Here is a 12,540-nt window from a genome sequence, read left to right as displayed (position 1 = left end):
CGATGACGGAACGCCAGAAATTAACCCTCAATCGCCCAAGAAAGGCTTCACAAGAAGAACAAACCTCAAGTAACTCCGTTTACGGTAAAAAGGTATGGGTCAATGCTACGCCTAAAAAACAGGCAAAAAAGCTTCATCCTCCCAAAATAGCAAAACAGCAATCCAAGAAACCTGTCGTTAAACCTAAACAGATAGTGAAGGTTAAACTACCAAAACCACCTACTCCGCCCAAAAAGCGATTGCCGTTAGATGAGGCTATTTCCCAGATAACCACTTTTTGGCCTAATTTATTTCCTGAAAATCAATTGCGTCCAATGAAAATTGGTGTCCAGCACGATATGTGGCAAGACGTGAAGGATAAGAGTTTACCGATAGCCAGAAGGCGTTTGAGAGCCTGTTTAGGCAGTATTGTTCATCACGCTGATTATCGTGCGCTTATCCAGTTAGGCGCGTTTCGTTATGACAAGGATGGTCAGATAGCCGGAGGTCACCCAAGCCGATGTTGGGGATAATTTGCAACGTTTAGCACGGCGAAACAAAGATAAATGAAAGAATCTGAATTAATTGCTCATGCTGAAAATGCCACTTTGTGGAAAAAATATCCGACACTAACAAATTGGGAAGTCCGTTTTTTAAATAATGTCATCACTTCGTATCGGCAATGGAATAACATTTCACCGAAACAAAAAGCCGCCACATTTAAAATCCTCCAAAGAGTGGGCGAAATCAAATAAATTTTTTATTAAAAAATAACACCAAAATAAAACCATATTGGTTTTACTATTTTATTTTCTCATTATCTGGTTTCATTTATTTAACCAAATTGGGTTTATTTTGTGTGTTTATTTTGATTTTTTTGATTTATGGTTTAATATTGGTAATTAAATTAACACCAATAAGGTTTTTTTATGCAAAAGATATTTTGTGATGATGGTTCTACTTTTGTGAAGCTGGCTTACGCTGATGAGCAAAAAAAGCTAGTGACAAAAATAACAGAAACTTCCTTTTTAGCAGGAAACTGGAATTTTGCTTTTGGACAAAACATTTATAACTATGAAATAGAGGGGAAACGTTATTCTTTCAACGATGGGATTAATAACGCTAGTGAAACCACAACGGTTAATTATCAATATAGCGATGAAAATTTGCTCTCTGTTCATGTATAAGAAATTAATACCAGAAAAGGTTACTAATTAACCTATGCCCTGATGAACCCATTTTTATTTTTTCTAAGTTTTGCCAGAATTATTTTTGAATGTTGAGATAAAAAACAGAATAAAGGGTTAAGGAACGATTAATTATTAATCAGTTTTGAACAAAAGATAGATCTACCCTAACCTGAGTTCGGGATAAGGAATATAAATTTTTTCATTATATATTCAATTACTTAAATTAAAATTATTACATAAAACAGTGCTAAATTTTGGCTTTTTTCATGATTTTAGCAGAGAAAATAGCTTATTTTTTAACCTACAACCAACTAAAAATATTCCTTTTTTTATCATTTTATTGATTTTAAAAGGTTTTTATTGATAAATGAGCTATTTTTATTTTCTCATAACTAACGCTTATCCCGAACTCAGGTTACCCTATAGTGAGTTTTTATTGCCACCGCAAACGTGCCAATTCATCCTGACGAGCCATAAGCTCTTTAAGCTTCAATCCAAAATTCATTCCTGCGAAGAGTAATTCTTTCCCGCATAAGAGACAAGCCAGTGGATCGACTTTAAAGACATGTCGATACATGTTTCGAAAGGTGATTTTTTTAGCGGATTTTTTATCCTACTGGATTAACGGATAAACAACCTCTGTTAACATTTTTCGCATTGGGGCTGATGGACTTAAAAAACCGTAATAGCGGATCATATGAAACCATTTTTGAGGTACATGAGACTCAAACCGGGTAATCAATTCGTCGGATGTTATGACCTCTTCTTCCTGTTTTTTTGTGCGGTGACTCTTATAGCATAACGTGATGTTATCTTCACCGGCATAATGTTTTAAACGACTAAGCGAGACAGGGGCTTTCTTTAGATAAAATCCGAGATAAAGGGTGACATGGGTGATATTGGAAAGGATATTAGAGAGATTGATATTCCAGCCACGTTTGTAGTGAGTGTTAAGTAGGCGATTCCAAGAAAATTTGCTTCGCCCTTCACATTTAAGCTCATCAGGAATCGTCAGGGTGTAATAATGTTTTCTCAACGATTCGGTTACCCGATGTCGCCACATAGTCATGACGTTTTCGCGATAAAAGCTCATATCTCGCCAGGTGTTATTTTTAGTGACCCCGCCGGCTGTGGTTGAAAGATGAATATGTGGATGCCATTTTTGGTCACGTCCCCAAGTGTGGATGGCAGTGAAAATGCCGGGGGTGATATTGAGATCACGGCAGATAGTTAATACCACATCAGCGGCTAATCGATTCATTTCACCGAGCAGCCACCGATTGGCGCGAATAACAGGCCAATATTCACCAGGCATGGTAAAAGTAATGTGTTGCCAAGGGACTTTAGGTAACCAGGCCAGCGTTATTGTTAATCCATTGTAGGCAAGCTTTTACGCCGCAATGAGGGCAGCTTCGGCTTTTGCAGGTAAATTTAACCCGCTTCTCATGATTACATTCAGGGTCAGGGCATCGCCAAATTGACCATCCCATAAGCGAAGTGCCGCAAGCCATAATCTTTACCATGGTTTGCATCACAACTGGGCGAACGGTATTAGGCGGTTGACGGTTAAGCCAATTGAGCCAGCGTTGACCAAATTGAAAAACATGACTAAAACGCGGTGACATAAAAAGGACTAAAAGGTTGAGAAAATAGAGTTGAGGTTATATCAGTACTAACGAGCAATGACAAGTCGTCGTCGGAGGCGACCATCTTGAATTAAGGTTATATTATCAATCTACGTTAAACTTGCTTCTTTTGATTATTATTTAATCTACCTTTCCGATGAAAACAGATTTCCAACCCCGACCGTTAAAATCGCTTTTTGAACGGAATAATGCCTGGGCTGAAATTATTGAAACCACTCAACCCAGAGAGATCGAAATCGTTTTATCCCCGTTATTCTGCTTAACAATGTATGTTAAATTATTTTTGAAATTCTTAGACGTTCAATTTATTTAGCTGTAGCTATATCATCTATATGAACAGACATAGGCCATTCTTTTAAATCGCCTTTAAGAAAGAGGTTATTTTTACTTACAACATCGATAATAATCGCCTGATTTTTAACATCAACAGGCAATTTCAACAAATAAATCGGCTTCTTTTTTTCTGATAACCCCTGAGCAATGGTGTTAATCTGCCAGCCAGAACGTTTCATTATCTTCCTCATTGGCAAGCTTACTATAGTTAATATTCCATCATAATTATTAATTTTGGCATAATTTAATGCTGAAAGAAAAAGTAATGTACTAATAGGATATTTAGCAAAAACCTGACTCTTACTTCTAATCTTGTCGACAAAAAATCGACTTGATTCCACATAATTCCCTTTAGGGAGAACTAGTTGATTAAAATATGAATTAAATGTCCCTGTAATCATATTTGGGTATTTCATATCTATTAACCTAAGACTACAAATTACTTTACTATCACTTATACCAAGCAAATATGTCGTGTTAGAATTATCATATTGATCACATTCTCTTTCATTTGCACAATTAACTGCCCAATCGAGGCGATCTTTAAATACTTTTTTTCTTAGAAAGAATATATCATTCAATTGACAGTTAGATATTTCTGAGTATTTAGCCTCAATAAAATTTAACATTATCGGATTTCACATAAATACATTATTTCAGTTAAAAAAATAATCAATGTATGGATCAATTTTCGCTGGCAATTTGTCGTAATAATAATTCAAATTTTTTTTAAATTTCATATTTAAATCCAGTGATTTTCCTCATGATAATACATAAACAAACCAATAGGTAGTAAAAAATACCCCTATAGCAAGGTGATTAATTAGAATTGTTAATTATTATAAATAACCTGAGTTCGGGATAAGAAATAAAGAGAAAGTCTTGATATTCAAATAGTTGAATGAGCCTGTTTTGTTAAAATACTCTAACAGTCTGGTTAAAGAGTAGAGCATTGTTAAACAATTATGGAAAATCTTACTGAACTTTATTGCCTGATGGATGATTTTTGCAAAGACTTCGAGCCAAAAATGCATGAATATTTGCTGACTAACGGTACTAAGCGTCGTAGACGGTCTACTCAGCTTTCGTTGGCGGAAATGATGACACTGGTTGTGTTGTTTCATCAACTCCGATTCAGGCAATTCAAGGTATTTTATCTCTATTATGTCCGCTTATATCTCCGGAAGGAATTTCCTAACTTGCCATCCTATTCACGCTGTGTAGAGTTACTTCCGCGTAGTGCCTTAGCGTTAACGGCACTGTTTGAGTCAATTAAGGGAAAATGCACGGGGCTATCGGTTGCCGATTCTACTCCGATAGCGGTGTGTGATAACTTACGGATCCGCAGACATAAAGTCTTCAATGGGATAGCTGAACGGGGAAAAAATTCAACAGGTTGGTTCTTTGGTTTCAAGCTTCATGTAATTATCAATCATTTGGGGGAAATACTCAGTTTTCGACTCACATCAGGAAACACCGATGATCGGAAACCATTGCCTGAGCTGACAAAGGATCTTTCTGGTTGTTTGTACGCAGATAAAGGGTATTTATCGGCTTCACTGAAACAGCAACTCAAAACGATGGGAATTAGCCTTATAACGAATATCAAGAAGAAAATGAAGCCTATTAAACAGACTTGTTTCGACAAAGCCATCTTGCGTCATCGTTCTGTCATTGAAACGGTATTTGATGAGTTAAAAAATCTTTGTCAAATAGAGCATACGCGACATCGCTCTCCGGCTAACTTTGTAGTGAATTTATTAGGCGGACTGGTTGCATATTGTTTAATGCCATCTAAACCAAAGATACCTGTTGCAGGTACGTATCTTCAAGTATAATTGATAATGCTTATCCCGAACTCAGGTTATAAATAGTGTTCACATCAGGGAAAACTCTCCAAAAAATAAATAATAAGGGGTTCTAATTTAGAACCCCAACAATAAATCGATTTTTAGTTTTTTCTTGGTTACATCTCAATCAGGAGAAATTATCATGATTCAACCCAACAAACACAGAACAACATTTCGAAGACTAGAACCTGGTATGTCCGTTTCCTACAACGAAGAAGTTGTCAAAATAATAAGATTACGAGAACGTAAACTAACAGATAAAGGCTTACTTTACTATTTTGATATTGAGGGTGGTAACGGAATTCTGATAGGTGAAAGTGGCAAGCGGATATTCGTTACTAACTAAACGAAATTATCGAGTAGTATAAAGATAACCACACGATAATATCAATCAATTCAATTCTACGATAACGCTATCACATTAGTTGCCGAAGGTCCTTTATGGCCGCTTTCGACTGAAAAATTCACTTCCTGCCCTTCATAGAGGGTTTTATAGTCATTACCCTGAATAGCAGAATAATGAACAAACACATCCTGACTACCATTTTTGGGTGAAATAAACCCAAAACCTTTATCCGCGTTAAACCACTTAACAATACCTGTATTGATACTTGACATAATAAGTTCCTTAATTTTGTTAATTAATTAAAAATCTCAAAGATTAACATAATTCTACTAATGGTATTTAATCAGAAGGAACTCATTAATGAAGAGGTATTATGATATCGCTAAATTTTGAATTACTTAAAATTTTTACTAATAAAAAGAGATTGTTAATCCCGAAACTAGAGTTAATTAACTCATACTTTATCGTTTTAATCAATAGTTTTTTATTCTACAAGACGTTTTCCGTTAGCTAAATACAAGGCTAAGACCATGAATAATATCGATATTGCATAAATCAATACAGAAAATGGATCTTTATGTTCTACGATAATTAATCGAATGATAGCAGTAATACCGATATATACAAAATATTGTAAAGGGAAATGATACAAAGAATTAAAATATTTAATTATCAATGCGATAAATTCAAAATAAAGAAAATAATTAACGATCCCTTCAAGCAAAAGATAAGTCTGGGCTGGATTGGCTGACCTGAATAATAGTAAAGCTAAAGTAAACGTTTCTTTCATCAAAAAAACAATCAAAATAACAGCTAACAATAATAAACTGAAACTAATTATCCATTGCAATATGCGTGATATTAATATTGACTGAGATAATCCACATATTTGCAATTTTGTTATATTTAGTGGTTTCATTAACTATAAAATCCACTTGAAAATAAATAAGGTTACCCCCATTTAGCATTATAACTTAACAAGGTAATATACGAATCAATAAGCGCAAAAAGGAGGACAATATGGTTTATCGTTCTTTTTCTCTTATTCCTATGCTAAGTGATAACCTGTTATCGGATAGATTTACTCAAATGGATAAATTATTTAGCCGAATAACCGGTGAAAAACCGTTGTCAGAGATGCCGACTTACAATTTATACCAAAAAGATAAATAAAATCTGGAGCTCACAGTAGCAGTTCCTGGTTATAAACAACACGAGTTAGATATATCGGTGCTGAATAATAAGTTGACCATCAGCGGAAAAAGTGGAACAGAGAAAGAAGAAAGTAACGATGATAGCAAAGCAGAGAAATGGCTACATAAAGGTATTGAAAAAAAAAGCTTTTCGATGAGTTTTGACCTTGACCATCGCATAAAAATACAAAATGCTAACTTAGCCGATGGATTGCTAACATTAACCTTTAATTACGAAATACCGGAAGAAGAAAAACCACAAAAAATCGCTATTGGTCAAACGTCTCAACCAGAAGTTATTGAGTACAAAAAATAACTTTTAAAGCCCCTAATTTCAGGGGATTTTTAATAAAAAAGCGTTATTTTATTTTTGTCTAAAAAAATGACTAACTTTATAATCCACTTCGTTAATTCTTTCTTTCACAGCTTGATAACCAAATGCTTTAATCATGTTATCATCAATATCCTGTGGTCGCTTATAAGCAAATTCAAACATAGAATCTAACTTCAATTCTGATTTAAGCACGGCATCAGCGATTAAACACGAGTTTCGCACAAAACTAATTTGGGTACGCTAATAAAACACGGATTTGCTCAGTAATAGCACTTTTGATTACGTCCCAATTTTGTTGATAAAGGGTTATTTTTTCAGATATACGACGTTTATGTTGTTCAAACCACGCAGAAATAGCGAGAAAATATGATTTCTTTGCGCTCGGCTCGTGCGAGCCTGACAGCGTTCAATACCACAGTTTTGTTTAACTTCTCGATGATAAACTTCAACAGACCAACGGGCATCCATGATAGATTTGAGGTATTGACGGGTGGGATTCTCTTTGTTTGTTACTATGTAATCAATACGGCCGTTTTTGGCTGTAAATTTGAAAACGGTTACCCAACCATATCCTCGCAAGTGTATTGACGTTCCTTCTTCTGAGATGTCTAACTTGTTCAGTTGTTTGTTATGGTTAACAATCCTATTTTTCCTCAGCGTGGTTACCCAGATCCAACCATGAGAGCGAATTGATTTCAGGTTATCCAGGCTAGAATACCAAGCATCCATCACTACGGCTTCTGGCATGATCCCTCTTTTTTTAGCAAGAGTGAGCATTTCGGAAAAGTGCGTGTTTTTTGTTTTTCCATCAGAATCTTTATCATAAATAAGATAATTGATAGGAATTGATTCAACCTTCGTCAGATCATGCCAAAGCAAATTAACTAAACCTATGCCAGCAATAACCTCATGTTCATTACCTGAATATTGATAATGGACCATCTCTATTTTTTTACTACGTGTTTTGGCAATCAATGTATCATCGGCAATTAGTACGCAAGGGCTTTTTTTGTCTATAGAAGGTTCAACTAATCGCCATGGGTCTTTAGGTCTAAAACATCTACTTTTTAGCCATCGGCTAACAGTGTCATGAGATAAAGGCGATGGGCTTACTTCTGATAACGCTAAACCAGAGTATCTTAAACTGCTTACTTGTAAGAATGTTTTATAGATACACGAGTTTCGCACAGGCCTATAAAATTCTAGAAATGGCTTAAAAGTAATGATTAATCTGCAAGTTACTGAAATGCATAAATTTACTTAATTTACAATAAGTTATATTTAATTTATAAGGTTTTATCTATTTACATATTATGCTGAATTAAACTTAAAAATAGAGCGTTTTTTTATTGGTGCGAAACTCGTGAGATATCTTTAATACATGGATAACCCGACAAAATATGAACACCCTGATTTTTTCTTGTTTTTAAATTTATACTTCTTTTTTGGAGATTGCGAAACTCGTGACCTCAAAAAAATGAATTAAATTTACACTTAATTTTATATTATACAATTAAGTTATAACTATATTAAAATTAATTAAAAAATATTTATAAATTAATCCAAAAATTAATATAAACTTTATTTTTATGTTTTTTTATTAAATAACATGCAGTTATAATATAAATAGTCATAACTTATTTAAGAAATATTTTTCACTTATCGTTTTTGTTGATTATAAAAAAGTCTATAATTATATAAATAACTGAAATTTAAATATAAAATTAGGCAAAATTTATTTTGCAAGTGGTGAGTGAGTGTGTGTAAGTTAGTGATAGAAAAAGCGGATTGAGGGAGGTAAAATTGAAAATGATAATTGGGATATCTTTAAAAAATCCTTTTGCTCTATAGAGGCGATAATATGCCGAATTGTTCTGTTTTTGAATAAAGAGCTACTTGATGAAAATTTAATGTGGCTGTTTTGTCTTGTTATCTCAAAATTATCCCTTGCTGATTGTTTTGATAAAGCTGGAAGTTATTATCAAATTGACCCGGATTATTTAAGAGCCATTGCCAGACAAGAATCAAACTTTAATCACCATGCAAAAAACAAAAATAAAGATGGCTCATTTGATTTAGGGGTTATGCAAATTAATAGCAAAACCTTTAACGCAATTAAAAAAGAATATCCTACGTTAACTGAAAGTGACTTAATCAATTATCCTTGTTTAAATATTCATATTGGGGCAATGATTTTAACTCGTAACTTTGTTCTCTACGGCAAAAATTGGTTAGCTGTAGGGATGTATAACGCGGGAATTAAAAATACCAATACAGCGATTAAAAATCGTTTCCACTATGCAAAAAAAATTTATCAACATTATCTGAAAATAAAAGCGGAAAAAATAAATGAGAATAAAATTTATTAACCAACTCAGAGAAATAAAAAAGAGGAAATAACCATGTTAAAATCTTTATTAAATTTAGATAAAATGATAACCCCTAAGATTATAATAATTTTTTATTGGCTTGGAATAATCGCGGTTTTATTTTCTGGCATTGCTGCTATTTTTGCGGGTAGTCATTTAGGTGGCTTTTTCTCAGGTTTTATAGGTGGATTAACCACAATGGTTATAGGTGTTAGGGTTTCTTGTGAATTAATTATTTTATTATTTAACATTTACGCCAAACTTAAAGAAATAGCTGAAAATACAAAAACAAAATTCATTTAACAATTAATTACGCCAAGTGACTGCTGATTTTAAAAGAAATAACCCACGAAAAGATAAATAATAAAATAACTGGGCGGATATACCGCCCGTTTGATTAATCTTTAAAAGCACTGTCCAACGCAATCACGAGTTTCGCACCAATAAAAAAACGCTCTATTTTTAAGTTTAATTCAGCATAATATATAAATAGAAAAAATCTCATAAATCAAAAATAACTTATTGTAATTTAAGTAAATTTATACGTCTTAGCAAGTTACAGATTAATTATTGTTCCGAAGCCATTTCTAGAATTTTATATGCCCGTGCGAAACTCGTGGCAATGACTTGTTGATAAATATCTTGCATTTGATTTTTAATCGGCTTCATCAGTTGCGCCGCTAAACGCTCGGTAAGTTCGTCAGCGTTATATAAATATTTCCGCTCAAATTCAAAAAGCTGTATATAAAACATATCCATTTTCTCAACGAGTAAAGCCACATCTTTTCGTAGTACGTCATGATCGGAATAATTCATTTTTTTATTTCCTCTTTAAGCAACACGTCGAGTACGCAAAGCGGCAATACGTTGTTGACCAATGGCATGATATTCAGCGAGAAGCTCAATACCAATATAACGCCGTCCTGAAAGCGCAGCAGCGATACAGGTAGAGCCAGAACCTGCAAACGGATCGAGTACAATAGCATTAGGTTGCGTAAAAGACTCTATCAGCGGTTGTAAGCTACTAATGGGCTTTTGAGTTAGATGATAAAGATTACCTGTATATTGCCATGATTGTACGTCTCTCATTGGCTTAACGGGCATCACGGGACGACCTTTCGCCAATAAATAAGCGTTTTCGTGGCGGTGCTCCAAAAAACCAGTTTTTGATGCATAACGTTTCTTGAAAACGAGATGACCAACAATCCGGAAGCCGGATTTTTTCCAGGCATCAACAAATTTTTCTACCCGATTCCAGCCATAAAAACTGACCATCAGACTATTGGGTTTTAACACACGAAACATTTGTTGACAGGCGGGCTTTAGCCATTCGTCGTTTTTATCGTTGGCAATTGGGCGCCCTGCCCGATCGGTATAATCAACCAGATAAGGCTGATCGGTGAGTATAAAATCGATTGCATTATCAGGAAAAGTTGCCATAATTTTCTGGCTGTCGCCTTGTATAAATCGGGACATAGCAGTGTCTCCTATTTAGTGGGACAGCAGGAGGTGACCCCACGTCACCGTTCCCTTACTGCCGATGTCACGAAGCCATTGACCATTTGGGGTCAAGTAGCTTTCGTGGAATACCGGAGCCATGTATGGCGAGGATATGCCGCGAAAGCCACTTGAAGGCTTGCCGTCCCCTAAAAATGGGCGAATGGCAAGCTGGCATCGGGCAGTTAGGGAAATCCTTCAAATTTCAAATTAATGCGATGGATAAATCTGATTTACAGGCGGAATTCAATTTATTTAAGCGATACGCTTTTTTCAATGGGTTTCTAATATCCCGTAGGGAAACATAAGCGGAGTCGCCATTAGCGGCGACATCGTTGCTCGGTTTCTGATGTCACCCAAGCAACAAGTTATTTTTGATTTCATCTAAAACTATTTTTTCTTCTGAAAGATTTTCTTTTTTTGGAGGGCTATCTGACTTTGAGATCAAAGCCAAAACGTTATGCAATTGTTCAAGATTAAAATTTTCATCTAATAGACAGGAGATCATATTGGGCAATCGATGATCAGCTAAATGCAAAGCCAAGCCTGATAAGAAACATTTCCTCAGAAAATCGCCTTTTTTGATTAACTGTTGATCAAGCATTTCATCGGCGAATTTGTCTTCTATGAAGGAATCTGGATGAATATGTACAATGATTTTCTTTCTTTTGTCACGCATTTAATCATCCCCTAAAATCATGTTAGCAATCGATTTAACTAAGGCAAATTGCGAATCAGGAACTTGATATATATTGTTCTTTAAATGTGCAAAATCTTTAACAATTTTATCTTTAATTAAGGACGAACCCCCGCCGATGAGATAAATTCGCTGAAACTCATTAAACATTTTTAGCTTACCGGACACCAATACCGATAAATTATTTATCGCATCTTCAGTTTCTAATTTTATCCTGTCTGATTTTTGCTGCTCTCGATTGACCAGCGAACTTAAAAACTCATATTTTTTATAAAAAATATCTAACATTAAATTATTAGCAGAAGCGTAACTTAAGCCGATATTCGCCTCGGATTTAACTATTTTCTGTATTCTTTTAATAACGGAAGAAACACCTAATGACGGCTCAGCAATAATATGCGTTAACTGTCTGAATTTTCCTAAAACAACACCACAATCTAACGTTGTTCCGCCTAAATCTACAATAAGAGATGATTCATAATCATTAACGTCGTCATGTTTAAACCTTTCGTGCAAAGCGGTTAAAGATTCAGGACTAACATGAACTTTTTTTATTTTGAAGGTATCTTTGTAACCTTCTCCATCATGATATTTTATTTCTCTTAATAAATTAGCTTTCTTCCTTTCTATATTTTTTATGTTCTTTTGACGCTGCTCATTGAAGAACTCGCATAAGGGTAATGTCACATATAGTTCTATTTCGCAGGGAGTTAAATCAGTATTCAGTAAAGCATGATGAACAGAGAGCAAATTTTCATCGCTATATTGATAATTAACCGTTGTGGTTTCGCTAGCGTTATTAATCCCATCGTTAAAAGAATAACGTTTGTCATCTATTTCATAGTTATAAATGTTTTTTCCAAAAGCAAAATTCCAGTTTCCCGCTAAAAATGAAGTTTGGGTTATTTTTCTCACTAGCTCTTTTTGCTCATCAACGTAAGCCAGCTTCACAAAAGTAGAGCCATCATCACAAAATATCTTTTGCATAAAAACAATCCTTATTGGTATTAATTTAATTACCAATAGTAAACCAAAAATCAAAAAAATCAAAATAAAACACAAAGTAATCCCAATTTGGTTAATTAAATAAAACCGTCTAACGGAAA

Annotated in this window: 17 protein-coding genes and 2 pseudogenes; 9 read left to right on the top strand and 10 right to left on the bottom strand. The window is 34.4% G+C overall.

Translation table 11 applies throughout. From position 1 onward, the window contains the following. Positions 1–2 precede the first annotated feature (2 nt). From V3224_RS21070 to parM (V3224_RS21060), 3 genes are all read left to right on the top strand, one after another. Positions 3–512, top strand: coding sequence for a ProQ/FINO family protein (locus tag V3224_RS21070; protein ID WP_334472516.1), 510 nt, complete (start codon positions 3–5; stop codon positions 510–512). A 33-nt stretch (positions 513–545) separates the two neighbouring features. After that, complete coding sequence (locus V3224_RS21065; protein WP_135678757.1) at positions 546–734, top strand: hypothetical protein; 189 nt, start codon at positions 546–548, stop codon at positions 732–734. A 174-nt stretch (positions 735–908) separates the two neighbouring features. After that, positions 909–1,166 carry a plasmid segregation protein ParM domain-containing protein gene (parM, locus tag V3224_RS21060; RefSeq protein WP_334472515.1) on the top strand — a complete coding sequence of 86 codons (258 nt, stop codon included), beginning with the start codon at positions 909–911 and terminating at the stop codon, positions 1,164–1,166. 436 nt (positions 1,167–1,602) lie between these two features. Here parM (V3224_RS21060) and V3224_RS21055 read toward each other — a convergent pair. Together V3224_RS21055 and V3224_RS21050 are read right to left on the bottom strand one after the other, a co-directional pair. Continuing rightward, positions 1,603–2,794 (bottom strand): annotated as a pseudogene (locus V3224_RS21055) (IS91 family transposase). 326 nt (positions 2,795–3,120) lie between these two features. Beyond that, the gene (locus V3224_RS21050; protein ID WP_334472514.1) at positions 3,121–3,777 is read right to left on the bottom strand and encodes an acyl-homoserine-lactone synthase; all 657 of its coding nucleotides are present in this window, start codon (positions 3,775–3,777) and stop codon (positions 3,121–3,123) included. A 336-nt stretch (positions 3,778–4,113) separates the two neighbouring features. On the opposite strand from V3224_RS21050, the gene V3224_RS21045 reads away from it, so the two are divergent. Next, complete coding sequence (locus tag V3224_RS21045) at positions 4,114–4,986, top strand: IS982 family transposase (RefSeq protein WP_334472513.1); 873 nt, start codon at positions 4,114–4,116, stop codon at positions 4,984–4,986. Positions 4,987–5,400: 414 nt separating this feature from the next. Here V3224_RS21045 and cspE read toward each other — a convergent pair whose 3' ends face one another. Next, entirely contained in the window at positions 5,401–5,616 is a 216-nt protein-coding gene (gene cspE / locus V3224_RS21040; protein ID WP_290603823.1) for a transcription antiterminator/RNA stability regulator CspE, read from the bottom strand. Positions 5,617–5,828: 212 nt separating this feature from the next. After that, positions 5,829–6,263 (bottom strand): phosphate-starvation-inducible protein PsiE, encoded by a 435-nt coding sequence (gene psiE, locus V3224_RS21035; RefSeq protein WP_442890809.1) that lies wholly within the window; start codon positions 6,261–6,263, stop codon positions 5,829–5,831. A gap of 101 nt (positions 6,264–6,364) precedes the next feature. Between psiE and V3224_RS30235 the strand changes: the two genes are divergently transcribed. After that, complete coding sequence (locus tag V3224_RS30235) at positions 6,365–6,517, top strand: hypothetical protein (RefSeq protein WP_442890807.1); 153 nt, start codon at positions 6,365–6,367, stop codon at positions 6,515–6,517. Positions 6,518–6,520: 3 nt separating this feature from the next. Next, positions 6,521–6,853, top strand: a complete 333-nt coding sequence (locus tag V3224_RS21030) for an Hsp20 family protein (RefSeq protein WP_442890875.1) — start codon at positions 6,521–6,523, stop codon at positions 6,851–6,853. Between the two features lie 48 nt (positions 6,854–6,901). Here V3224_RS21030 and V3224_RS21025 read toward each other — a convergent pair whose 3' ends face one another. Together V3224_RS21025 and V3224_RS21020 are read right to left on the bottom strand one after the other, a co-directional pair. Further along, positions 6,902–7,093: a hypothetical protein gene (locus tag V3224_RS21025; protein ID WP_334472512.1), complete on the bottom strand. Its 192-nt coding sequence runs from the start codon at positions 7,091–7,093 to the stop codon at positions 6,902–6,904. A gap of 4 nt (positions 7,094–7,097) precedes the next feature. Then, positions 7,098–8,059, bottom strand: a pseudogene (locus V3224_RS21020) (IS701 family transposase). A 692-nt stretch (positions 8,060–8,751) separates the two neighbouring features. Here V3224_RS21020 and V3224_RS21015 point away from each other — a divergent pair. Both V3224_RS21015 and V3224_RS21010 read left to right on the top strand, forming a co-directional pair. Further along, on the top strand, positions 8,752–9,240 hold the full coding sequence (locus V3224_RS21015) for a lytic transglycosylase domain-containing protein (protein ID WP_334472510.1): 489 nt from the start codon (positions 8,752–8,754) through the stop codon (positions 9,238–9,240). Positions 9,241–9,273: 33 nt separating this feature from the next. Further along, positions 9,274–9,543, top strand: a complete 270-nt coding sequence (locus tag V3224_RS21010; protein WP_334472509.1) for a DUF4282 domain-containing protein — start codon at positions 9,274–9,276, stop codon at positions 9,541–9,543. Between the two features lie 264 nt (positions 9,544–9,807). Here the strand turns inward: V3224_RS21010 and V3224_RS21005 are convergent, their stop codons facing one another. Both V3224_RS21005 and V3224_RS21000 read right to left on the bottom strand, forming a co-directional pair. Beyond that, complete coding sequence (locus V3224_RS21005; protein ID WP_334472508.1) at positions 9,808–10,056, bottom strand: hypothetical protein; 249 nt, start codon at positions 10,054–10,056, stop codon at positions 9,808–9,810. Between the two features lie 15 nt (positions 10,057–10,071). After that, positions 10,072–10,716 carry a DNA methyltransferase gene (locus V3224_RS21000; RefSeq protein WP_334472507.1) on the bottom strand — a complete coding sequence of 215 codons (645 nt, stop codon included), beginning with the start codon at positions 10,714–10,716 and terminating at the stop codon, positions 10,072–10,074. 33 nt (positions 10,717–10,749) lie between these two features. Here V3224_RS21000 and V3224_RS20995 point away from each other — a divergent pair, with 33 nt between their 5' ends. After that, positions 10,750–10,872, top strand: coding sequence for a hypothetical protein (locus V3224_RS20995; RefSeq protein WP_334472506.1), 123 nt, complete (start codon positions 10,750–10,752; stop codon positions 10,870–10,872). 217 nt (positions 10,873–11,089) lie between these two features. Here the strand turns inward: V3224_RS20995 and V3224_RS20990 are convergent, their stop codons facing one another. Together V3224_RS20990 and parM (V3224_RS20985) are read right to left on the bottom strand one after the other, a co-directional pair. Further along, a complete protein-coding gene (locus V3224_RS20990; RefSeq protein WP_334472505.1) occupies positions 11,090–11,416 on the bottom strand; it encodes a plasmid partitioning/stability family protein in 327 nt (108 codons plus the stop codon). After that, complete coding sequence (parM, locus tag V3224_RS20985) at positions 11,417–12,421, bottom strand: plasmid segregation protein ParM domain-containing protein (protein WP_334472504.1); 1,005 nt, start codon at positions 12,419–12,421, stop codon at positions 11,417–11,419. Positions 12,422–12,540: the final 119 nt, after the last annotated feature.

The sequence above is a fragment of the Arsenophonus sp. PmNCSU2021_1 genome, assembly GCF_036919435.1.
GTDB classification, from domain to species: Bacteria; Pseudomonadota; Gammaproteobacteria; order Enterobacterales; family Enterobacteriaceae; genus Arsenophonus; species Arsenophonus nilaparvatae.
This window is presented reverse-complemented; position numbering and strand designations above follow the sequence as displayed.

What these genes read in the sequence shown, in the direction of transcription:
- V3224_RS21070 (WP_334472516.1), top strand. Translation starts at nt 3, where the DNA reads ATGACGGAACGCCAGAAATTAACCCTCAATCGCCCAAGAAAGGCTTCA.
- V3224_RS21065 (WP_135678757.1), top strand. Translation starts at nt 546, where the DNA reads ATGAAAGAATCTGAATTAATTGCTCATGCTGAAAATGCCACTTTGTGG.
- parM (WP_334472515.1), top strand. Translation starts at nt 909, where the DNA reads ATGCAAAAGATATTTTGTGATGATGGTTCTACTTTTGTGAAGCTGGCT.
- V3224_RS21050 (WP_334472514.1), bottom strand. Translation starts at nt 3,777, where the DNA reads ATGTTAAATTTTATTGAGGCTAAATACTCAGAAATATCTAACTGTCAA.
- V3224_RS21045 (WP_334472513.1), top strand. Translation starts at nt 4,114, where the DNA reads ATGGAAAATCTTACTGAACTTTATTGCCTGATGGATGATTTTTGCAAA.
- cspE (WP_290603823.1), bottom strand. Translation starts at nt 5,616, where the DNA reads ATGTCAAGTATCAATACAGGTATTGTTAAGTGGTTTAACGCGGATAAA.
- psiE (WP_442890809.1), bottom strand. Translation starts at nt 6,263, where the DNA reads ATGAAACCACTAAATATAACAAAATTGCAAATATGTGGATTATCTCAG.
- V3224_RS30235 (WP_442890807.1), top strand. Translation starts at nt 6,365, where the DNA reads ATGGTTTATCGTTCTTTTTCTCTTATTCCTATGCTAAGTGATAACCTG.
- V3224_RS21010 (WP_334472509.1), top strand. Translation starts at nt 9,274, where the DNA reads ATGTTAAAATCTTTATTAAATTTAGATAAAATGATAACCCCTAAGATT.
- V3224_RS21005 (WP_334472508.1), bottom strand. Translation starts at nt 10,056, where the DNA reads ATGAATTATTCCGATCATGACGTACTACGAAAAGATGTGGCTTTACTC.
- V3224_RS21000 (WP_334472507.1), bottom strand. Translation starts at nt 10,716, where the DNA reads ATGTCCCGATTTATACAAGGCGACAGCCAGAAAATTATGGCAACTTTT.
- V3224_RS20990 (WP_334472505.1), bottom strand. Translation starts at nt 11,416, where the DNA reads ATGCGTGACAAAAGAAAGAAAATCATTGTACATATTCATCCAGATTCC.
- parM (WP_334472504.1), bottom strand. Translation starts at nt 12,421, where the DNA reads ATGCAAAAGATATTTTGTGATGATGGCTCTACTTTTGTGAAGCTGGCT.